A 23,323-nucleotide genomic window follows, 5' to 3' on the forward strand; every position below is an offset into this window, starting at 1 on the left:
TGAACCCAAGTGTACCAGAAGATACAACAGATCTTGAGACCGGTACCCTGGACTGAAGCGAGTAAGCCCAGATCAAAAGAGGTATCTATTTAATCTCATGCGTATAAACAAAATTACAATGAAGACGGGAGTATTTTTTTGCACATGCAACAAAACATCATCCATTGCATATAACAATCTAAAGAAAGATATCAATGTTGATATAATCGAAATCCATAACACTCTTTGTCAGAATGAAGGATTAGCATATATAATAGAAGACATCCGCAGAAAAGATCTGGATAGAATATTTATTGGCTGTACTTTCAAGAAACCGATATTTAACGAAATTGTTAATGAATCGGTTGACTTGGACTTTTTGAATTTGCGGGAGCACTGCGGATGGGTCCATGAACAAAAAGATGCAACCGAGAAAGCAAGACGTTTGCTGAATGTCGCGTTAAACACAGAAAAGAAATCACTTGATACGACCAGATTAAATGCAGGTAAGGATATACTGGTTACTGGAACGCGTTTTCTCGTTCCAGTTATTGAAAAATTGACCGGACTTGCCAATGTAAGTCTTTTATTAACTGAACCTGACCACAGAATGTTGCGATATAATTTACCCCTCTATGTGGGGTCCATACGAAGCATCAATGGCCAGATTGGTGATTTTACTGTGGAAATATCTGCACATCAACCTGTGAATTTTAAAAGATGCATTTTATGTGGTCGCTGTGTTCAGGTATGTCCGAAAGGTGCAATAGACTTTTCTTTAAAAATTGATAATGCATGTGACCAGTGTGGTAAATGCATTGATGCCTGTCCGGTGGAAGCTATCAATTTCCAGAAAAATGAGGCTGAGCCTTTGATATGTGGACAGATAGTGGTAACTGAACCGGGATGGGAGCATACAAAAAAATTAGGCGTGCATATCAATGAAAATGGAGATATTTCAGGGGCCCTGATTGCAGCAATGGATGCCATCATAAATATCGGAGTAGTTAAAAAATATAAGATACTGGAAGTTAATGATAGATGCGCATCCGGAAAAAGTGAGATTATCGGATGTACTTTATGTGAATTGGTCTGTCCGCATGATGCCATTAGCCGTACAGGTGACAACATTATTTTCAACGATGTATCATGCCTGGGCTGCGGGGCTTGTACAGCTGTTTGTCCAATTTCAATTCCAAAATTACATGCGTATCCTGACAATTCGATTTATGCTCAGATAGACAGTTTGTTAACTGGAAAAGAGAGACTTTCAAATGAAATAATCATGTTCACCTGTGTCGAACAGGGACAACAAGTATTGGATGAATTGGGGAAACAACACATAACCTATCCACCCGTACTGCCAATATTGATTCCCTGTATCAATGCTGTTCATGAAGCACACATTCTCTATGCTTTTGAATCGGGGGCAGATGGGGTAGTTCTTCTTGGATGCGAAAATTGCAAACATAAAATCAATGATAATTCTCCTATGAATGTCATCAAAACTATTTTGAACGCAGTTGATTTTAATGAAAAATTTGCAGTCATTCAGGCTGATCCGAATCATCCGGAAGCTCTTGTGCATGAACTATACGATTTTGTCGATAATCTCCCATCCTGCGAAAAGAGAAGGAAGATGGTAGCAGGGATCAAAGGCGATAATAAGAGATTTGTCTTACTTGATTTGATTGATAATCTGCCTGGTAAGTCCGGGGATTTTGTCCAAAGAGGTGATATTCCTTTTGGAAATGTTACCATTGATGGTGAATGTATTATGTGCAATGCATGCATGAATATGTGTCCGACAGAGGCATTAAATAATAGAAGTGGGAAGATTTATTTTAATTATTCATTGTGCATTGCATGCGGGTTATGCGAGAAAGCATGCCCGGAACATGTTATCAGGCTTGAGAAGATACTTGATATAGCACGATTGTCTCAGCGCGAGACCATACTGGCAGAACCTGAACAGATCAATTGCCTGGCATGCAACAAACCATTTATTACAAAAGGGGCTATAGCGCGTGTTAGTGATAAATTAGGACCCGAAAATGAAATAATAGAATTACTTTATTATTGCCAGGACTGCAGGCCGATAAAGGCGTTTGAAAAAGGATTGTTAAAATAACTCGTTTAATGTTTGCCTGTCAAATAAAAGAAAACCTTTGGTGAACTTTGCTATCCCTTGATAGAAATCAGACTTATCACTGGCAAAAAGCTCATCACAAAAATCCGGCACCCATTTTAACAGATGTTCATCTATGAACCTTTGTTGTAACTCAAGATACGTGTTATCGTTTTCATGGAGCAATTTTTCACCAAGATAATTCATAAATCTCAATTCAAACGCGATATTGTCTTCAGGTTCGGAATAATCATTACTCTCAACACCGGCTTCGCGGTAAAATTGCTTTAATTCCAGAAGTGATGGTCCGCGCATTTTATTATCTCTGTACATTGATTCGTAAGGTGGTGCCGGAAGTCTACCTGGTCCAATAAAAAGGGTCGTGAACTCTTCATGGAGTTTTTCATATACTGTACCCACATCTTTGCAGTTCATCATATATTCATTTAACAGGTTACCCCCCTCCTCTGTGTAAGAATTTATATTACGTAGACCTGAAGGTATGAGAAATGTACCTTTCACCAGATCAATAGCAAGCTGTTTCGGAGGTTCTTCAAGGAACATACGATATAAGAAGGCATAGATGTTATTCCTGAATTGCATACATCCTTTTATTTTGTCCATAAATAATTGGATAGTCCAATAGTATAAATATGATTGTTATTCGAAATTACAATATTATCACATTTCAACTTAACAATAAAAATTAAAATTAAAATTAAAACCTTCAAAGTATAGATAGTTATAAATGTAATAACAAACAATTAATAATTGAATTTAGATATTAGGGGGTAGTTGTATATGATATCTGAAAAACAAAAGCAATTTCAATTAAAAATAACAAGACGCACATTTGCCAAAGCAACTGTTGCCCTTAGCGCCACTGCTACATTGGGTGGGTATGCAGGACACAGAGATTTTTTTAAGAACGATATAATTAGACTGGCAAGTGCTGCCAATGATACACAAGGAATTGACGAAACACTTATCAAGACTATATGTTCACACTGTGCGGTAGGTTGCGGTGTACTTGGAAAAGTAGAAGACGGAGAACTAATCGGACTGGAACCATGGGAAGATCATCCAATCAATCATGGCGGGATGTGTTCCAAAGGAACAGCAATAGCTGAAATGGTCAATTCTGAACGCCGTCTAAAATATCCGATGGAGAAAGTGAATGGAAAGTGGGTTCGAAAATCATGGGACGACGCTATCAATAAAATCTCCGCCAAGATGACAGAGATCAGAGATACCTACGGCCCGGACTCTGTGATGTTCATAGGGTCAGCGAAAATGACCAATGAGGAATGTTACCTGTTCAGGAAGATGGCCGCTTTCTGGGGAACCAATAACGTTGACCATCAGGCCAGGATCTGCCACTCGACAACAGTTGCAGGGCTTGGCAATACATGGGGTTTCGGTGCCCAGACCAATAATGTTAATGATATGCGTCACACAAAATGTGCATTCTTTATAGGATCTAATGCTGCCGAGGCACATCCTGTAAGTATGCAGCATTTCCTTACAGCCAAGGATAGGGGTGCCAAACTCATTGTAGTGGACCCCAGATTTACCAGAACAGCTGGAAAAGCTGATATTTATGCCAGAATGAGACCGGGAACAGATATACCAATATTGCTCGGGATAGTCAATGTCCTTGTGAATAATGGCTGGCATGATGTAGAATTTATCAAGAACAGGACAATAGGATTCGAGGATCTCTGGGAGATTGCAAAAGATTACACTCCTGAAGTTGTAGAAAATATATCATGGGTTCCTGCCGATAGCATCAGATTGATCGCAAGGACAATGTACGAGAACAAACCTTCTACTCTTGTCTGGGCCATGGGCCAGACCCAGCATAGCGTTGGGACGAATAATATCCGTATGGATGCTATAGTAAGTCTTGTTCTCGGTCATGCGGGTATGTCAGGTGGAGGTGTCCAGGCCCTCAGAGGACATGATAATGTTCAGGGTTCTACAGACATGTGTATCCTTGCGCACAGTCTGCCCGGTTATTACGGTCTTTCAGATAAAGCATGGGGGCACTGGGTCGATGTTTGGAATACAAAATCCCCGGTAACAATGGATTGGATGAAAGGTAGGTTCGACCTTCAAAATGATTCAACACTCATGAACAAAAATGGATTCACCGTTGCACGGTGGTATGAAGGTGCAATACTGCCTGAAGATCAGATCGATCAGCCCCATAATATTAAAATGGTCATTGTTTGGGGTCATTCTTTGAACTCCATTACAGAGATGAAAAGAATGAAAGAGGCGCTGGAAAAAGTTGATCTGGTAGTAAGTGTGGATCCCCACTCCACCATTGCATCAGCGCTTCCCGAACGTGATAATGGAATCATTGCACTACCGGCATCCACAGTGTTCGAAAAGGACGGCACGGTGACAACAACCGGAAGGCAGGTCCAATGGAGGAATAAACTGGTTGAACCCAGATTTGACAGCAAACCAGATGGAGAGATCATACAAATGCTGACAACAAAACTGGGCTTTGGTGAACACTTTACCTATTCCGGACCTGAGGAAATCGTAAGGGAATGGAACCTGGGCATGGGTGCCATTGCCTTGGTAGGACAGACACCTGAGAGGCTTAAAAGGCAGCAGGAACATTGTGCGGACTTTGATGTGGAAACGACCAGGGCAACGGGTGGTCCATGTAAAGGTGAATACTATGGTATGCCATGGCCTTGCTGGACACCAGACCATTGCGGAACTCCGATTTTATACGATGTCAGCAAACCAGTAAGCGATGGGGGACACGATTTTAGAGCCAATTGGGGTACGACGGTCCCGGATAATCCAACCGGGAAGCATATAGGTGATGATCTGCTTCGAGGTGACAAACCTGTTGCTCAGGTGGGATATGCTTATGATCTTACCCTGAACACATCACGAGAGGCACTGGCCAGAGGCGATCCCCCAACGGGTCGTGCAAGGGCAAGGTTATGGGCATGGAACCTGCCTGACCCTGTACCAATACATAGAGAACCCATTGAAAGCCCGAGACCGGATCTTATTGAGGATTATCCCACATATGATGATGTTCCCTTCCAATATAGAGTCCCGGCACCGTATATAACCAACCAGACTGCACGAAAGCACATTGTTGATAAGTATCCTGTTGTGCTTTCTACAGGAAGACAGGTTGAGCATATGGGTGGTGGAGCCGAGACAAGAAGCTGCCCATACACGGTTGAACTCGCGCCTGAGATGTATGCGGAGATCAGTCCGGCACTGGCAGCAGACATCGGGGTCAAACACTGGGACTTCGTCTGGGTCGAGACCTTACGGGGCAAGTGCAAAGTGAGGGCAAATGTGACTAAAGCAATGACGAAAACACCGGAGCAAAGCCATGAAGTAGCCTTCATGCCGTACCACTGGGCAGGCATCTTTGAAGGAAAATCTTATGGGGACAGGTACCCGCCCGGGACTGCAGAGCTGGCTCTTGGCGATTCGGTTAATATCATCTGTGGCGATGGCTATGACAGAAGTATGCAGATGCAGGAAACAAAGGTTTGTCAATGCAAGATATATCCGGCATAGGAGGTGTGAGAAATGGTAACAAATAAATTCCTGGCAGATACTGACCGCTGCATAAAATGCGGTGGATGTGAGGTTGCATGTAAACAGCAGAACGATGTACCTTACGGTATGAGGCGGATAAAAGTAATAACTATCAACAAAGGCGAACCCGGTGAAAAAAATGTACCCATGCCTTGCATGCACTGTGCTGACCCTCCATGCGCTAAAGCATGTCCGGTAGATTCTATATATAAGCGGGAAGATGGTGTAGTCCTCGTCGATAAAGATAAATGCATCGGTTGCGGTTATTGTTTATTTGCTTGTCCGTTCGGAGCCCCACAGTTCGAAGCCAGTGGAATATTCGGCAGTAAAGGGAAGATGGATAAGTGTACGTTCTGTGTGGAGCCGTATCAACAGAAAGAGAATGGTCAACTGGTACAGAATGATGCAGTTGCCAGGTGCTCGAAATTCTGTTCATGCAAGGGACTGTTAGCCGGTGATGCTGAAAAGATAACAGCAGAAATGCGAGAGCGTGCAGCAACACGATTGGCCGTTGAAACTTGAGATTGAAACGTTTTTGAGGCCAGACCATGAGCGTGACAAAATTACAATTGGAGGCTGTTTCAGTTATCGCTGCAATTATAGTTATTGCCGTGCTGATAACATATGCTCTCGACCAATCTGTTCCAAACCAGTTATCCAGGATACCTGACGAAACAGCTTATGAACAGGGAATGGAGATAAATTCTTGGGTTGATTTGGCAATGAAGATCATCATTGCAGTTGCAGTCATAGTGATTATAGGGCTTGAATTGTTCGAGCATATCACGATTTCCGGTTATTTCAGGAAAAAGAAGGTGAGGGAGTAACATGGCCGGTGAAGCAGAACAGTTTATTGAGAGGTTTTCCAGAATTCAGGTTGCGGTTCATGTAACAGGTGCACTTAGCATATTGATATTGTATATCACAGGATTCCCGATATCTTTCCCTGAGCAACTGGGCTGGATACCGGCAATACTTTTCGGTTACTCCGGGACCATGTTCATACACAGGGTTGCTGGTATAGTATTATCATTAGCCATTTTTATTACGGTAATATACCATACTTTAAATTCGATCTTTATTCATGAACACTTCCTCAGACATGTCCTGCCTAAAAAAAAGGATTTCAGTGATGTAATCACTGACATTAAGTATACATTCGGATTTGGAGACGAGAAACCACAATACGGAAAATATAGCTGGATGGAAAAAATTGACATTTACAGTGTTATTTTTGTCGATGGGATCATCCTGGGACTCTCAGGGGCAATATTGATGATGCCATTTCTGTTTATGAAAATAATACCAATCCATCTGATGCTTTCATTTAAAAGCATTCATGCCGGATTTGCCATAATAAGTATGGTCGGGATTTTTTTCCATTTCTATATGGCCCATCTCAGTCCCGAACACTTCCCAATGGACTGTGGTATTTTCAGCGGAGAAATGTCAGTTAAGGAAGCTGAAGAGAAATATCCTGAATGGGTCCGTGAGATCAAAGATGAAGGAGTAGTTGTGGTATGAAATCCCGAAATATTATCGGCATTATAATTGTCACTTCATCTAGCATTTCTTTTTTACTTGCAGGCACCAATGTTGTTACAAGCGGGCCACTAATTGCTGCCGGACTTTCACTTGGAATGCTGTTAATAATAAGTTCGATATTTGTAATGATATACGGACTGCTCATTTCTAAACATACAATAGAACGAGTCAAATATTGAATTGTTTTTCTTCCCTGAAAAACCATAATGTTGGGCTTTAGGAATAAACATCATTATATTGTGTGACACAATGCCAAAAATCGGTTATTCCAACGAATATATCAGATACAGATGCGACTACAAATCTGTGTAAATACATGAAATCCGTGTCTTTTTATATTTCCAGACACGGATTAACATTGAATAACACCGATCTTACCTAAAGTCGGTGTAAAAAATAAATGGAAAATGGGATTGTGCTCCAAATCATATTTTTGGAATAGAGAGTACTGTATGTCAGCAATGATCCCGTCTCTTTTATTCCAAAGATTTCAAGAGCACAACTATGGTTTCGGAAAATCTTGTCAATAATTGTCACAAAATCATTTTCCCTTTGTTTCATTTTTAAGGTATTTCAGAGCTCCAACTAATAGATTCATTGTATCACTAATATCCTGTATCTCATCATTCGTTGTTATTATTGGCAACTCAGTATCTAATTCTCCGTTAGCAATTTTATTTCCAACCTCACTCATCTTATTCAAGGGTCCAGTTATCTTATTAGAAAATATATATATTATTAATCCGCCCAGTAAGATCGAAAGTAAAGATACTGCAAAGATTATTGTTCTGGTTTTATTTAATTCAACGAAGAATTCATCTGTATAAGCAGATGTTGCAACAATCCCCATTCAGGGTAATAGGCGTATGCAACAAGACTATCTCGTGCAGTTAATTCTCCTTTGTTTTTCCAGGGATAATAAATTGTTTTTGTTTCGCCCGCTTTCAGGTTCTTTGCGTTAGTGACAATTTCTTGAATAATTTTATTTCCTTTTTCATCTTCTGCTTCCCAAATATTATCTCCATCACTTTCTCTTCCTTTTGACAAAACATAATTTCCTTGTTCATCTAAAATAAAGATGTAACCGCTTTTTCCTATTACTTGTCTTGCCATGTTCTCCTTTAATTTTTCCTGGAATATATCTTCTTTAACACCAACATATAATATGCCTATTATCTCATTCGTATTACTATCTATGATAGGTTCGTATGCAGTTAGATACCAGGCATTCACAATAAATGCCCTGCCATAAAATGATTCTCCATTCATTATTGTTTCATACCTATTTTCCGCAACTTTAAAATTGCTAAACTCTGAATTTATTTCGGCCCTTGTTATTCATCCCCAGAGTATGCTTCAAGTGGCACTCCAGCCAACCTAAGTACTTCTATCTGCTTGGCCAATATCTCTGTCTGGAAGGTCTGTACCAGGGTATTCTGTGACCATAACCGATGGAATTCGATATTATCAAAGAGAGACAATAACCTGGAAGCAGTTGGTGATTCGCAATCTCGGTCTTCAGGATAGATAGAAATGCACTCCAACCCATCATTCTTCATTTCCAATCTGACCTCTCTTTCAATCAGGGCCTGTATAAGCATAGCAAGAAAAAATACAAACAGCAAACCTTCGATTCGAGTAACACTCTTCAATAGCACAGGTGCAACTTTATGGACGGTCTTTAATTGTTCATGCCTCTTTTCCAACCAGGGCTGATACTTGTAATTGTCCAGAATCTCAACCAACGAAAGATCCTCACAATTTGTTATTAACGGAAACATCCCATCGCTTCGTGCATCGAAATCGATATTCTTTTTCCTGGAACTCCATTTCACATGGAATCTCTTTTGTACCATACACTTAAATCTTGTATTTGAGTTTGGACGCCCACGTTTCTCCTGTTTGAAAACAGTTTCCTTTTCTTCAAGAATCTCGTAATCCACCCATCGATGTGCAAATTCACCAAGCGCCTTATCAGCAGCTTCAATTACCGCATCTCGTGACCGTAACCTGGTTCGTGGATTTCTAAGACGTGTTTCAAGTTGTTCCAGTTTCAACACGGCTTTCTCAATTAGAGCTTGACGGGAGTGTTTATCCTTATCTTCCTTTTGTGGATCCCATGTCCATAGGATACGAAAACCTTCAGATGACCTGATCGGGGATTCAACCATTTTCATCATGTCAGGTTGTCCAGTGTCATTCAGGTTCTGATGCCTCTCAACATTTTCCCAAAGAACCTTATGAGATTGAATGTATTCCCTGAACCAGCCATCTTCTCGTCTGTTTCGAGGTAATACTGTTATGAACCGACCTTCATTTTCATGAATATACTTCATGTTCTTTCCCGTGCACAACTTTGAATCTGCAACATATATGAAATCAGATCGTCCTACAAGTTCCCTGAGTACATCCCAAGCTTCCTGATATGTCGGGCTTTCACCGGTATTTCCATCACACGCTTTGTAATGGATTGGAACTGCACCATCTGCAGTTACCGTCAAAAACCACATCAGTTGCTTGAGGTCTGGTCGATGATCTTTGTTATGACCAAATGTTATGTTCAGGGATTCCTTCCCTCGTTTTCTCTCACCTGTTGCTTCCTCGTAGATGCCTGAGAAGGTTATGGTGGTGGAATCATTATGGAACCGGGACAGGTCCAGCTTGAATTCCTTGATGGCCCGGACAACAACTTCGGTCAAAATAGATGCCCGATCGACATCGAAAAGCATGTCAAGGTCCCGACCTACTCTGTCATCATTGAGTGAGGTTATTTGTTCTGAATCCAGACCAAAAAGTGTAGGTCGATACCGGGATGCCCAATCATGCAGGTCGTATATCGGTGTTCGATGAAGGATGATGTTACGAAGTAGAACTCCTATACTCTTTGAGGGGCTTACTTTTCGGGTGTTGGCTGTGTTGAGATGACGTTCGAGAGTGTCATCAAGTCCTATCCTTTTGATGAAATGGTTCACAATGGGAAGTGGACCGATCATGTGTGTTTCAAGTCTGAACGGCTCGATTTCGCTTATCTATTATATATAGTACCTACCAGTATATATACTGGTAGGTTTATTGTGTTTATGTATAAGATGATTCCAATGAATGATGTATCTGATTCCATTCCTGGCCTTGATGAATGCCGTCGTAAGTTCGAGGCTTATCGTGATGAACTTGGTCTGATCGGTTTCATTCTGACAGGGAGCATAGCAGAACGGTTCATGCGTTGCGGTACTGCTGGATGCAAATGCCAGACGGATCCTAAAGCTCTTCATGGTCCATACTATGAATGGACACGAAAGGTTCAGGGGAAAACGGTATCTGTGAGGTTGAAAAAGAATGAAGCTGAGCAGTTAATGGAATGGATCGGGAACAAAAGACGTTTTTATGAGATTATTTCAAAGATGGAAAAAATCTCGATTGAAGCAGCGAATTTAATTCAAATTTAAGCGATTTCAAAACTGCGGAAAATAGGATTAGTGTTGGTTAGTATTGGTTAATGGCGAAGGTATTGGTATAAGAACTATATTAATATTTCTACATCCGAAAAAAAAGATATTAAATCCCAATTTTACCTTTAATAATCCAAGTTTAGCACTTTTTTTTCTTTCTTTTGGATAATGTCTTCTGTTTTGTCAGGAAAAACCATCTAAATGTATTTATTACATCAAAATTCACATAAATCAGATTTTTGACTCCATTTATTCTATAATCCATAGTAACTGTCAAAGTTATGTTAAATGTAAGCTGAAAAAAATCCATATTCAGTGGATTAATGAGAAGCGCCGGGGTTGGGATTTGAACCCAAGTGTACCAGAAGATACAACAGGTCTCGAGCCTGCCGCATATAGACTCCAATGAGTCACACGGCTCCGTTGGATTAGTCCGCTCTGCCACCCCGGCAAATAGGGTAGGATGGTGTATACTGTCCGTGAATAGCTTTAAACTTCTGCATAGAACAAACTGTACAGTTAAATGAACACCGAAATTGATAAATGTTGTGTGAGGAGATAAATTAATGAGTATATTATCAGGTAAAAATGACCGATGGTTCTTTGAAAAAGGCACGAACAGATGTGAAAAGTAGTGTGAGAGACATCTTTCCCAATAAGCCAATAACGAACAATATTGAGAATGACAAATACCAACTTTTTTTTTAAGAAGCAAAAGATGCCATATTTCTTGCTGATGAAGCAGGAAACTTCATAGATGTCAACCGTGCCGCCTGTAAATCCCTGGGATATACCAGGGATGAACTCTTAGAAATGAATATCAAGGATGTAGATGCTGAGCACAGAGGACATGAAGCATTTCTAAAAGTAATAAATTACATTGTTGATGATATCGATTTCGAGGTGAACCAGCGCAAGAAGGATGGGACCCTCATGCCAGTGGAGATAACAGGCAATATCATCAATATTAATGGCAGGCTAATAACGATGGCCATTGCCCGGGATATAACCCTACGAAAGCGAGCTGAAACTGAACAAAATAAACTGTTTCTGGCAATCTCCACTTTAACCGATGGTCTCGCATTGACAGACGCCAATAACCTGTTTACTTACGTAAATGATGCTCATGCCCGGATATACGGTTATCCATCTGCAGAGCTTATCGGGATGACCTGGCGGAACCTTGTATTGCCAGAAATGATTATTCCAACTGAAAAGGCCTTGCAGGAGACACTTATGAACAGGAATGCAGGCTCTTTCTGCAGCGAGGTCCTTGCTCTTAAAAAAAATGGCAAAACGTTACCAGCTGAGATCAGGGCCACCGGTCTCTTTGATGAGAAAGGAGATTACCAGGGACATATATGTATCGTTCGGGATATCACCCCTCAAAAAGAGGTGGAGGAATCCCTTCATAAATATGCTATGGAACTGGAAAAGTCAAACCATGTAAAGGACCTGTTCACGGATATCATTCATCACGACCTTTTAAATTCCCTGAATATTTCGCGTAATTATATTGAAATACTTATGGATGACGAAAATGACCCTGAAAAAAAGGGCTACTTAGATGTCATTAACAGAAATATGGTCAAAAGTCTGGAGTTGATAGAAAGTGCCACTTTGCTCTCCAAACTTACGAGTCTGGAACGTATTGAATTCGAGGATCTGGATATAACGAAGGTCATTGAAAAGGTCATTGACAACTTTGAACCTCTTGCCTCTGAATCTGGGATGAGCATTGAAAATCACATCACTCAGAGCATTCCTACCAGAGCAAATCGAATAATTGAAGAAATATTTGCAAACTATATCTCAAATGCTATAAAATACGGGCGAATGGGCAAAAAGATTACTGTAGATGTCGAGGAAAATACCGATTCATGGAAGGTAAAGGTCATAGACTTTGGAGAAGGGATAAAGGACACCGATAAGACGGGGATATTTGAAAGATTCCACTCAATGGAAAAGAAAGGAGTAAAGGGTTCAGGATTAGGCCTGACAATTGTAAAAAAAATCGCAGCACTCCACGACTGGCGAGTATGGGTAGAAGATAATCCTGAGGGTGGGGCTATTTTTGTATTAGAGATTCCAAAATCATGACTCCAGGATGGTTTTTTCCGGTTCAACCTTGTTACATCATCCGTACACAGGTAATCTGTTTTCATCACAACCGGGGACGAATCACCCTGTTTCAGTGACACGACCGTATGTATCTGTTGTAGAAGAATAGTCTCGTAATTGAACAAATTGACAGACCAATTCATTCACTAACTGCCGGACCGCCATATCCCCTTACCTTAAATTCGGCCCCGATTTCCTCTGATATCCGGCGGCATTGCTCGATATCCACGGGCGGCAGGTCAAGTACGGTAAACCTGAGCTTGATACCCTCTTTCACAATATCCCTGGCAAAATCCTTCATCGATACGTAGGAATTCTTGTGCAATTGTGGCTGTACAAGCTGCTCATAGGTATTTTCATCATGGGTGTTCAGGCTGACCGATATCTCGTCAACACCTGCTTTTGCCAGTTCGTGTGCAACATCCCTGTCCGGAAACTGGAGTTTGGCATGCCCGATAGTATCTATCCGCACCCTGACCCCACGGACTTTGAGCCATTGTGTTATCTCAAGCACATCATCCAGCCGGGTCAGCGGTTCTCCCAGGCCGGTGAATACCACTTCGTTGAATTCGGACAGGTCATATTTGCCAAGTGCTTCGATCACTTCACTGACCTCAGGTTCCCTCGCCAGCACCAGGTTGTAACCGTAAACGCCATCGCCGTAATTCTTCACACAGAAGATACAGGAACAGGTACACCTATTCGTAATGTTCAGGTACATATTTCCATGTGCGGGGTAGGTAATTGTCCCCGGGTCCGGTTCATTCATTCATCTATCACTCTGCCACTCTTGTAATCTACTATTATTAATGACCTGTAAACCCTTAAGGTTATTCACCCAAACCCGGCGTTGAGGCTTTTCAACATCTTTTTCACGGGGTCAGGCAGCCGACCCCGCTGCAGGGCTTTCATCTGCTCCGGGGTTATCATTTTCATGGCCGTGCTCATCATAGGGTCAGACCTCATCAGCCCGTCCATCAGTTTCTTGACATATACCGAGGTCCTGATCTCCAGGCCCATCTGCTCTCTCCACCCGTTCTCGTATTCTGATAACTGGCACGTACCTGAAACTGCCCCGGCAGCTGTTTCGCCAGCCACCCTGCCCCCTACCATGGCAGTGGGTATGCCGCCGCCGTTGGTGGCTATCAGGTGACCTGCCGCGTCCCCGCATATTATAATATTGCCTTTCACGGTCTCAGGCGGAGCACCCCCCACCGGTACGATACCGCTGATAATTGCGGTTATCCTGGCATCCTCGAACATCGGTGCCGCCCTGGGATGCTCGTACATGAACCTGTGAAGGTAATCCTGCGCAGATACACCTTTTTCGCACAGTGGCTGCCGTATTCCCACACCGATATTTGCAGTATCACCTCCCTGGCTGATGATCCAGGCATAGCCTCCTGGCGCATAATCCCGTCCGAAGAACATCTCAACCGCTTCGGTATCTATGTCAACTCCGGTAAGTTCGTATTCCAGCGCCACTGCCCTGCCCATATTGTCGCGGAGGTCGATCAGGCCTGCCGTTTTTGCAGCCAGTGAAGTGGGGCCGTCCGCACCGATAATGACTTTTGCCTTGATGGTAAATTCACCCTGTATCCCCCTGACCGACACTATATCTCCCTCGATGGAATCCGCACGGGTCCCAACCATCAACTCTGCCCCGGCCCTTGCCGCTTCCCGGGCAAGGTGTTTATCGAACCGGCTCCGGTCAAGTACATTTGCCGGGACTTCGAACTCCTTTGGGTCAAGGTTGGGAGCAATGAATCGGTGGATACGGGTAGAGGTGTGAATACAGCTTTCCGGTATATCCTTAAGCGTATCAGGCAGGTCTGCACCGGGCAGTAATTCTTCCAGTTCTTCGTAACAGGGCAAAAAACCGCCACACTGGATCGGGGTGCCGATGTCCTTTTTCTTATCAATGAGCAGAACGCTGGCACCGGAGCGGGCCGCATACATGGCTGCCGTTGAGCCAGCGGGTCCGGCACCGATAACGATTATATCGTAGGATTCTTCAGGGGTCATTATTTTTTATCTCTTATCCTTTTTAATGGGATACAATAGGCAAAATAGACTTAAACGTGACTATTTCATGTGCGAAACCATACGTCAATTATAGACTTTTCTAGTCCTGATAAATCGAATATGCTTCAGTACATAGAATTATCATGGCTATAGCTAGAAACAGCTTCCATAAACCTGTTCTTAATCTCCACCGGAGCCAGCGGAATATCCGCCACCGCTTCATTGACCGGCCTGACCACCATATCAATGAATCCCGGCCCCGGCATCCTTTTCAAACGCTTGAATACGGCCACCAGTTCATCCCCGGTATGCGCCTTCGCAGTATACTGCAACCCGTGCCCCCTCGCCATTAGTTCCAGGTCAGTGCTTGCGCAGGCAGCAGTCTCCTGGTTCCCTGTGGACCCGTATGCCCCGTTATTAACAGCCACCACGGTCAGGTTCGGCGGTGACTGTACCGCTATCTGGGTCAGTGCATTCGGGTTCATGAGCAGACTGCCGTCCCCGTCTATCACCACCACATGCCTGTCCTGTACCATGGCCAGGCCCAGCCCGACGGCAGATGCCATTCCCATGGACCCCAGCATATAGAAGTTGAGGGGCCGGTCCCTGATATGGAATAATTCCTTACTTGGAACCCCAATATTTGAGACTACTATCTCATCCTCAAACACAGATGCAAGCGAGAGTATGGCCTGGTATCTTGATATGGTGGGTGCCTGTATATGGGTGGTCAATTCCAGCTGGCAGGTCCTGGGTACTATTGTTCTGGGTGGAGGTGGAAGGGCACAGCAGGACATCTCCCACACTGATGGCTGTATCAGGGCCACATGCGGGCGCTGGTTCTCAAATGCATCGATGATGACAGTATCCAGCAGTTCCAGGTGCGAAGGGGTTTCAATAATGGTATATTGTATATCGGCGGCATCAAGCATACCCGGCAGGGCCTGTCCAAGAGGCACCTGGGCGGAGATACCTTCTTTGTACACCCCCCGCCAGCTTGCCAGAATAGGTAATGGTATGCCATAAGTGGCATTGAGCGAGAGCAGGGCATTGAACATATTGCCCAGGCCCGTGCTCTGGATGACCATGACGGGCCGCCCGCCACCAAGATAATGACCTGCACAGATGCCTACACCGTTCTCCTCCCGGGTCAACTGCACGGTCCTGAAATTGGCTTCAATAAGCGGCAACAGACATTTCATCCTGTCGCAAGGTAATGTTGCAGCCAGGTCTATACTATGCGTTTTTAATATTTCAACAACCCGTTCTTCTGGAGATATATCGTTCATTCTATCAACAGGCTGACACGGTCAGCGTAAAAAAAGTCCCATATCAATATTCGGTGAAGTAAGTTTGAACTCTGGCTGTAAATGGTGAAGCGTGAAATCCTCTTTCAACCGTTCAACCCCACCGCCAGTTATATTGAGGAGTATGAGATCATCCCTGTTCAGCGCATCTTCTTCCACGGCCTTAACCAGCCCGGCCACACCGACAGCGGCCGGTGCTACAATATCGATGCCTTCAGATTCCTCGAATAGTGCTTTCGCCTGCAGGGCTTCAGGAGTGGATATCCCGTACAGAGCACCATTCGTATCGGTAAGAGCGTCATAAACACCACCTGGCATCGAATAGGGGGGTTGTCTGTTGGACAGCACATCTGCATACATCCGGTCAATGAGCTTCTTTGCACCCGGCATATCAATGTCTTCCACGATATCCCTCCGGCCAAGCTCCCATGCATGTAACATTGGTGCGAAGGGCAGGTTCTGTACCAGGTGTAACCTGGGCAGGGTTTCGCCGAACCGGCCGTCTCCCCTCAACCGCAAGGATGCCTCCCACGCGGCAATACCACCGGTTCCACTGCCAATGGCCTGGAAATAGTGGTCGGGCATCCGGCCTATGGTCACGGCGCCATCCAGCATCACGGTACCCATGCCATCCCGCCTGGCCACATTACGGGCGCCGCCTTCTGATGTCATGCCTGGCAAGGTTGCGATCTTCCCTGCCATCTGGATGGCATCAGCATAATCGCATGTACCTGCCATGCTGATAAAGTGGATATTATCTGTGGGCTCTTCGGGTAACCATATCTTGGACATACCGGATTCAGGCACTACAATATATACATCTATATCTGTGCCCACGGCAGCATGGGCAAATGCCCTGGCCGTATTCCCGGCAGAGGCAAGGACAAGGTTGTGGTTCCCCGATTCCTGCATCAGTTGCATGGTGGGATAGGCTTCAAGTTCTTTAAAACTGCAGGTCTGAATATGTGCGCCCTGCTCGGGCCAGTAACCATTGAATCCTATGTACAGGTTGGTAAGGCCCAGTTCCCTGGCAAGTGCAGTGCTTTTGTAGGTCACGGGTCCGGCGCGGGTAGGCAAAGGGGCGCTGACGGGTAGCCAGTCCAGGAACTTTCCCATGCCAGGGAGGTCGTGTACGTGGAGGCGGCTGGAGGTATAATTGCTTCTGAGCAGACCGGTATCATGGGTGCATGACATCTCATGGTGCTGGTACTGGCTACCACAATGGACACAATCTAACGTGTATTTTGGATGTTCTGTGCCCATATATTGCAGGGATGGGGTGATTGTAATGTTCATTAATTAAAAATCGGAAAATCAAATATTTAATGTTTTCCGATATCCAGAAAATATTGTCCATATTAGGCGAGTAATCGTTGAAGATTGTATTTTAAGGATAATTCTCGCCGTATCGTGTATTATATTATCATCCAGATAAATATCCGGAAAACATTCCTGAAGTCTTCAGAAAAACTTTTATGCAAAACATCATTTAGTTATAAAATAGTATTTATAAAGAACCGGCTTGAAAAAGATTAAGGAAAACAACCTGGCATGAGAACTGCTGATTAATCACTGTTAACCAGGGCAGGGAGCACATGGGAATAGTATGAAAGATACATCGAAAATATATCTGGTCTTTATTGGAGCATCTGTGGTAATTTGTACCATAACTGCAGCAGCCGGATATTTTTTATCCAAATCTCAAGGGATACTATATGGTGGTGCAGCAGGCCTTATTATTTCCGGGATGGCTGCAGGAAGTTTGTATTATCTGCCCTCTTTCATTATGGTAAGAATCTACGGTGGCAAGGAATTGTTGAAAGACGATTCTCCTGAGTTTATCGAAACCGTCAAAGAATTTGCAGGAATAGTTGATATTCCTGTCCCCCGATTCTATCTGTCAGATAAAGATATTCCACTGATATTCACGGTTGGGCGGGACTGTAATTCAGCCTCCATTGTATTGACTCACGCGTTCATGGATATACTATCCTCAGAGGAACTGACCTGTGCGATAATCCATGAGATGTCACGTATCAAACTGAACCAGATATACAGGCGAACCCTGGTGGCATTTACCGCAGGCATATTGACCATGTGCTCGACAATGTTCTTTTGGGGTGCACTGCTCACAGGCTTTGGCCAGGAAGATGACCCTGCGCCCCGCATCATACAATTTCTTGCCAGGGCACTCGTCGCCCCTCCGGCAGCCGCATTCATATTATTGACATTACCTGCGGATGGGGAATATAGTGTAGACAAAATGGCAGTAGAATTTTGTAAAGGGCCGAGAGTCTATGTCCGGATGCTTGCGAAGATGGGGAGACATTTCATGGAGAACAGGCATGAGGGAATAAATCCTTCCCATGGATTGCTGAACATTGTCAATCCTCTGCCCCAGAGTAATGATATTGAAGATGATTTTTATGCGCTTTTTAAAACACATCCGGAACTGAGTGAGCGAATAAAAACGGTACAGACCGAATGGGCGGAGAGTGGGCTCGTATGAAGGTACTGGAATATGTGATTGTAACACAAGAAAAGATCAATGATGCATATATGAGCATCCCGCGATGGAAAAAAACACTGCTGTACAGCCTGATATCCCATTCCATGATACTGTTTGGCATTATTGTCGTCTATACGTTCGCAAATAAAGATTTCAAGGTGCAGGATTCCCTTATTATTACCGGTGTCTATCTTGGTGTGCTGGCCACAACTCACAGTATCATGTACCTGGTGTTTAGGAACAGGTTACGATGAGGTTTTCAATGAGGATAATTGTTATAACGAGGTTGTAATCACATGAAAAGACAACTGCTTCAATCACCATGGATCGACCTGTATCTGGTACTTGCTACGAATGCACTGGCCATCCTTTTCATACTTATCCCACCGTTCAATGAGACGCCGCTCCGTATCCCCCTGGCCCTGGTACTCTTACTGTTCCTCCCCGGATACGTGTTCATTGCAGCACTGTTCCCGGGACGCGATATCAGCGGGATAGAACGGTTCACCCTGAGCGTGGGGCTGAGCATTGCCATAACGGTCTTTGACGGTTTTGCGATTAGTGTCACAGTCTGGCGTTTCAGGCCGACATCCATCGTGGTCTCGCTTACGCTCATAATCCTGTTCTTTATGCTTATTACCTATTTTATGAGAAGGCGGCTGCCTCCTGAGCAGCGTTTTGTTCCCGATGCCCGGCCGTTCATTGAATCCCTGAAGACGAAAGAAGAGATGACCGATATTGAGAAGGCATTGATTATTGCAATGGTCGGGTCCATCATCATTGCCAGCGGTATGCTCATCTATGCAAAGCTTACTTTTGAACCGGAGCAGTTCACGGCCCTGTATATCCTTGGCCCGGGCGGGAAAGCGGAAGGATACCAGACAAACCTTTCTTTTGGCGAGACGACGACCACCCTTGTCGGGATAGAGAATTACGAACATGCACGAGTGAACTATACTTTGCAGGTGGTGCTTGGAGGTGTGGTCCTGACCGAAAGGGAGGTTCGCCTGGGTCATAATGAGAAATGGGTTGAGAATGTGACATATATCCCTTATGTTATAGGTGAGAAGATAAAACTCGAATTTTTATTATTTAAAGAAGGAACCGGGGGGACCTATCGTTCAGTACATCTCTGGGTCAATTCACAGATCGATAAAAATAATTCCGGTGGTATTGAGAGTTACCTTGTATCCGTACCACAGGTTATCAACGGAAATATGGAGGATAATAGCGGCTGGATGTTTTCAGGGAGTCCGGTCTTTACAGGAAATTATTCGAATAAGACCTGGATTTCGAAATCACGTTCATACCAGGTCAATATCCTTAAAGGTGAGAATGGACAGACTGTTAGGCAAGGGTATTTCGGTGCAGTTTACCAGGATATCAACGCGTCGAGGGAAGGGCCGGCAGTCTTAGCATTCAATGTAAAGGATTCGGATACTTCCAGGACCGAAGGGAATTACCTGAAGCAGGTGCTGTTCAATAACAAAGTTATCTGGGAGGAGGATACTGCGGGTGATGAAGGGTGGCAGCATGTTGAATCCCTGGTCAGGTTGTCTGGAACCAACCGCATTATGCTGCGGGTAAATGCGCTAAAGAGCCTTCAGAACCAGAGTATGAGTGTCTGGTGGGATGATATCCAGTTGAAGACACTTACCAACCTGAACATCCAAAACTGGAATTCCAATGTGACCCTCGGGGTCCCGACGACTATCACCGTGGCAGTGGAAAATTATGAGACTGATTTTACAGACTACACCCTTGAGATTAGGCTGGACGGTGTCCCTGTCAGCAGTCAGAGGTTCTGGCTTGCCGGCCGGGAAGACCGGGTAGAGGACATATCATTCATTCCCGAGGCGGTCGGTCCTGATATTAAACTGGAGGCCGTGTTGTATCGGGGAGATGATGAAGAGCCTTACCGTATTGACGGGGTGTTGATAGTATCTTCCATTGACTATGACGATCTTGCTGGTGTGCTTCACTATGCGATAACGCCACCTGAACTTCTCAACGGCAATATGGAATATTCATCCATCTGGCAATTTACCGGGGTCAACTTTAGCGGGAATTATACTGACGTTACGTCCCGTTCGCCGGTGCTCTCGTATGAGATGAAGCAGGGGCCGGGTAATTACTCAGGTACTGGCGATTTTGGAGCAGCCTACCAGTATGTCAATGGTTCACCGAAAGGTCTGGCATTGCTCGTATTTGATGTGAAGGATTCTATTACTTCGAACAGGCCGGGTTATCATACTAAGCAGGTGTTGTTGAACGACAGGGTTGTGTGGGAAGATGACGCTGCGGGCAATGAGGGCTGGGAACATGTTGAGGTCCCGGTCATGCTGCTGAGGAATAACCGGATCGAACTGAAGGTACGGGAACTGCAGGGAAATCCTGACAGGGTACAGGTATGGTGGGATGATGTGGCGTTTGCGTCTTTCTTTGACCGGAATTTAAGTGGTGTCAAAACAGGGGGCTCCGGCAGCGAGCTTGAGATCCGGGGGAATGTGCTTTCTACAAAGGCGGGTCAAACGGTCACAATATCGAGCGGGGATTATACTGACCTTTATTCAACCGAAGACCTTTCCTTCCATTTCACCAGTGATGGCGCTGTGGGCGTGGGAGATGCTATCTATAATACTACCCGTGCCAGTTCCGGTAGTATCTGGTATAAGGGTGAGAAATACTATTCTGTCAATCCCTTGAAAGCTGATACGTTGACCGACATTATCATAAACAGCGCGTCGAAGACCATGAAAACAGGTGATACCTGGGCACTTGAGAATGGTTACAATATAACGATATTATCTATCAATGGTTTTGATGGTTCTGCTGTCCTGGAGTTGCGGAGAAATGGTCTTGTGATCACTACGGAAACACTGTCGTTCGATGAGATATTCGAATACAGGACAACAGCAGCAGGGATAAACAATTACAAAATGCTTACCTTTAAGGTAGGGAGTGTATCACCTGAAAGTGTCAGGATAACAAACCTGTATCTCTATTCAGATGCTCCCCGCCAGGTCAGTATCGGTGACAGGTATGGTGAATTCCAGGTGGACGACATCCAGGCCGACCGCATTATCTTTACAAACCCGGCCACTATTGAGTTCACGAATCCCACCAGTCTTCTGGACAACAGGGTTCGGTTCAAGGTTGCAGATGATAGGGAGAGGGCGTATGCCTATACTATTAAGACAAAACCAGGGACGTACAGGGTGAAAGGTTCGTCATACAATGTCGGAGCGGGACATTGGATGAACCTGAGTGGTGAGAACTTCAGGCCTTTTGGGTATGACCTGGATTCAGGAACATCCTATGAAGCTTTGAACATGTACTTTACCAATGATAACTATGTCAAGATAGGCGATGCTACGTACCGGGCGACCCTCAGCAGTGGAGAGATTGGATTTTTAGGAGGGGTATATGCACCGGTCGGCAAAAACAAGGTCGATCTGCTGAGCCGGATATTGGTACATGATGACGAGAAGTCGCTACGGCTCAGGGAACCTTATTTGTTAAAGGATGGGTATATCCTGACATTCTGGGATATCACCAATGATGGTGCGCTGCTGGAACTTACCAAAAACGGGGTGATGGTTGATTCGAACATCTTTCCACAAGGGCGAACGGTTGCATTTACGAGTGTGTTTGGTAATGAAAAAATTACCTTCTTTGAATGCAAGATAGAATCAATTATCGGGGAGAGGATATTATTGAAGGACATCAGGCAATATTCACAAACTCCGGTGCAGCTTTCTCTTGGGAAACGTTACGGTGATTTTAAGGTAACTGAGATGACCGGGAATGGGGTCGTTATGGAGAATGCCGAGCCAATAACCATTGATGATGAATATACGTTACTGGATAACTGGATACGGTTCGATGTGAGCGGGACCAGTGCAACTCCTTATGTGGAAGTCATACTGCAATGAAAGATAGATTATGTATTTTTTATTCCCTTACGTCGTGTCATTTCATTTAATATATACAACAATATTCCGGCAACGATGGTAAAGATGATCCAGCCCAGGTGGGTATGGACGAACATCATGGTCTCACTCCCATACGAAAATCCTACTAAGTAGAGTACGAGGATCCTGAATATGTTGGAAGTGTATGCAACGATTGCCGTGATGAAAAGAATTATATAGATGTGGCTGTTGTTGAACTTCTCCAGTTTTGTGTAACCCATAATGATGCCGATGAGCATGAACATGGAATAGAGGCCGGAACAGGGGCCTCCGATGACAACGCTCATCTCTTCCACGCCTGCCATGCGGACGGTCTCGGTGCCGATAACCTCGATGGGGACTTGCAGGATGTGCAGGATGGATACAACCGGGAGCAGGACGAAATAGTGGTCGAAGATATGGGTGAAATTGATGTTGAGACGACCGAACAGGCTGAAGAATACCAGGAATAGTACGAGGAAGGTGGCTGACATGTATGCAGTGAAGGTTCCCATTCTGCGCAGTTCATTATTATTGGTGCCGTAAGCTATCAGGGAGCCGCCAAAGAGGAATGTCATGATGTCGAGGGTGCCCAGCCGGCTTTGGGATGATATGTTAAAGACGATATCGCTCAGTACGATGCCCAGGCCGAGCAACATGAGCATTTTGTGGTCACTTTTAACCTCATCATCCAAATTGCCGAGTTTGATCTTTGAAAT

20 protein-coding genes and 1 tRNA gene are annotated in these 23,323 nt (G+C 44.3%); 11 read left to right on the top strand and 10 right to left on the bottom strand.

Annotated elements, in window-relative coordinates:
* Positions 1-349: 349 nt before the first annotated feature.
* The gene (locus K0A89_05665) at positions 350-2,110 is read left to right on the top strand and encodes a 4Fe-4S binding protein (protein ID MBW6517971.1); all 1,761 of its coding nucleotides are present in this window, start codon (positions 350-352) and stop codon (positions 2,108-2,110) included.
* Here the strand turns inward: K0A89_05665 and K0A89_05670 are convergent.
* Positions 2,102-2,731, bottom strand: coding sequence for a molecular chaperone TorD family protein (locus K0A89_05670; GenBank protein ID MBW6517972.1), 630 nt, complete (start codon positions 2,729-2,731; stop codon positions 2,102-2,104). The two genes, K0A89_05665 and K0A89_05670, sit on opposite strands and share 9 nt — an antisense overlap.
* Positions 2,732-2,908: 177 nt before the next feature.
* Here K0A89_05670 and K0A89_05675 point away from each other — a divergent pair, with 177 nt between their 5' ends.
* The 5 genes from K0A89_05675 to K0A89_05695 are packed head-to-tail and all read left to right on the top strand — an operon-like array spanning position 2,909 to position 7,419.
* Positions 2,909-5,674, top strand: coding sequence for a molybdopterin-dependent oxidoreductase (locus tag K0A89_05675; protein ID MBW6517973.1), 2,766 nt, complete (start codon positions 2,909-2,911; stop codon positions 5,672-5,674).
* A 12-nt stretch (positions 5,675-5,686) separates the two neighbouring features.
* Positions 5,687-6,217 carry a 4Fe-4S dicluster domain-containing protein gene (locus tag K0A89_05680; protein ID MBW6517974.1) on the top strand — a complete coding sequence of 177 codons (531 nt, stop codon included), beginning with the start codon at positions 5,687-5,689 and terminating at the stop codon, positions 6,215-6,217.
* Between the two features lie 26 nt (positions 6,218-6,243).
* Positions 6,244-6,522: a hypothetical protein gene (locus tag K0A89_05685; protein MBW6517975.1), complete on the top strand. Its 279-nt coding sequence runs from the start codon at positions 6,244-6,246 to the stop codon at positions 6,520-6,522.
* Position 6,523: 1 nt separating this feature from the next.
* Entirely contained in the window at positions 6,524-7,219 is a 696-nt protein-coding gene (locus K0A89_05690) for a cytochrome b/b6 domain-containing protein (protein ID MBW6517976.1), read from the top strand.
* Positions 7,216-7,419 (top strand): hypothetical protein, encoded by a 204-nt coding sequence (locus tag K0A89_05695; protein ID MBW6517977.1) that lies wholly within the window; start codon positions 7,216-7,218, stop codon positions 7,417-7,419. Before K0A89_05690 ends, K0A89_05695 begins: the two co-directional genes overlap by 4 nt.
* 362 nt (positions 7,420-7,781) lie before the next feature.
* On the opposite strand, the gene K0A89_05700 is transcribed toward K0A89_05695, so the two are convergent.
* The 3 genes from K0A89_05700 to K0A89_05710 all read right to left on the bottom strand — a co-directional run bounded on the left by K0A89_05700 (position 7,782) and on the right by K0A89_05710 (position 10,233).
* Positions 7,782-8,090 (bottom strand): HAMP domain-containing protein, encoded by a 309-nt coding sequence (locus tag K0A89_05700; protein MBW6517978.1) that lies wholly within the window; start codon positions 8,088-8,090, stop codon positions 7,782-7,784.
* Positions 8,039-8,509 carry a Cache 3/Cache 2 fusion domain-containing protein gene (locus tag K0A89_05705; GenBank protein MBW6517979.1) on the bottom strand — a complete coding sequence of 157 codons (471 nt, stop codon included), beginning with the start codon at positions 8,507-8,509 and terminating at the stop codon, positions 8,039-8,041. Before K0A89_05705 ends, K0A89_05700 begins: the two co-directional genes overlap by 52 nt.
* 65 nt (positions 8,510-8,574) lie before the next feature.
* On the bottom strand, positions 8,575-10,233 hold the full coding sequence (locus tag K0A89_05710; GenBank protein MBW6517980.1) for an IS1634 family transposase: 1,659 nt from the start codon (positions 10,231-10,233) through the stop codon (positions 8,575-8,577).
* 105 nt (positions 10,234-10,338) lie between these two features.
* Between K0A89_05710 and K0A89_05715 the strand changes: the two genes are divergently transcribed.
* Entirely contained in the window at positions 10,339-10,686 is a 348-nt protein-coding gene (locus tag K0A89_05715; protein MBW6517981.1) for a hypothetical protein, read from the top strand.
* Between the two features lie 334 nt (positions 10,687-11,020).
* Here the strand turns inward: K0A89_05715 and K0A89_05720 are convergent.
* Positions 11,021-11,140, bottom strand: a tRNA-Ser gene (locus K0A89_05720).
* 362 nt (positions 11,141-11,502) lie between these two features.
* Between K0A89_05720 and K0A89_05725 the strand changes: the two genes are divergently transcribed.
* Positions 11,503-12,789, top strand: a complete 1,287-nt coding sequence (locus K0A89_05725) for a PAS domain-containing sensor histidine kinase (protein MBW6517982.1) — start codon at positions 11,503-11,505, stop codon at positions 12,787-12,789.
* Positions 12,790-12,949: 160 nt separating this feature from the next.
* Here the strand turns inward: K0A89_05725 and K0A89_05730 are convergent, their stop codons facing one another.
* From K0A89_05730 to K0A89_05745, 4 genes are all read right to left on the bottom strand, one after another.
* Positions 12,950-13,579: a TatD family nuclease-associated radical SAM protein gene (locus tag K0A89_05730; GenBank protein ID MBW6517983.1), complete on the bottom strand. Its 630-nt coding sequence runs from the start codon at positions 13,577-13,579 to the stop codon at positions 12,950-12,952.
* Between the two features lie 65 nt (positions 13,580-13,644).
* Entirely contained in the window at positions 13,645-14,835 is a 1,191-nt protein-coding gene (locus K0A89_05735) for a geranylgeranyl reductase family protein (protein ID MBW6517984.1), read from the bottom strand.
* Between the two features lie 125 nt (positions 14,836-14,960).
* Complete coding sequence (gene comE, locus K0A89_05740; protein ID MBW6517985.1) at positions 14,961-16,124, bottom strand: sulfopyruvate decarboxylase subunit beta; 1,164 nt, start codon at positions 16,122-16,124, stop codon at positions 14,961-14,963.
* Between the two features lie 21 nt (positions 16,125-16,145).
* Positions 16,146-17,405 (bottom strand): cysteate synthase, encoded by a 1,260-nt coding sequence (locus K0A89_05745; GenBank protein MBW6517986.1) that lies wholly within the window; start codon positions 17,403-17,405, stop codon positions 16,146-16,148.
* 343 nt (positions 17,406-17,748) lie between these two features.
* On the opposite strand from K0A89_05745, the gene K0A89_05750 reads away from it, so the two are divergent.
* Genes K0A89_05750 through K0A89_05760 form a run of 3 tightly spaced genes read left to right on the top strand, consistent with a single transcriptional unit; the run spans position 17,749 to position 22,586 of the window.
* Positions 17,749-18,651, top strand: a complete 903-nt coding sequence (locus K0A89_05750) for a M48 family metalloprotease (GenBank protein MBW6517987.1) — start codon at positions 17,749-17,751, stop codon at positions 18,649-18,651.
* Complete coding sequence (locus tag K0A89_05755) at positions 18,648-18,905, top strand: hypothetical protein (protein ID MBW6517988.1); 258 nt, start codon at positions 18,648-18,650, stop codon at positions 18,903-18,905. The genes K0A89_05750 and K0A89_05755 overlap by 4 nt, the downstream gene beginning before the upstream one ends.
* Positions 18,906-18,947: 42 nt before the next feature.
* A complete protein-coding gene (locus K0A89_05760; GenBank protein MBW6517989.1) occupies positions 18,948-22,586 on the top strand; it encodes a DUF1616 domain-containing protein in 3,639 nt (1,212 codons plus the stop codon).
* A gap of 8 nt (positions 22,587-22,594) precedes the next feature.
* On the opposite strand, the gene artC is transcribed toward K0A89_05760, so the two are convergent.
* Positions 22,595-23,323, bottom strand: a 729-nt coding sequence (artC, locus tag K0A89_05765; protein ID MBW6517990.1) for an archaeosortase C, incomplete at its 5' end; no start/stop codon positions are given.

The organism is ANME-2 cluster archaeon (assembly GCA_019429385.1).
Lineage (GTDB): Archaea > Halobacteriota > Methanosarcinia > Methanosarcinales > Methanocomedenaceae > Methanocomedens_B.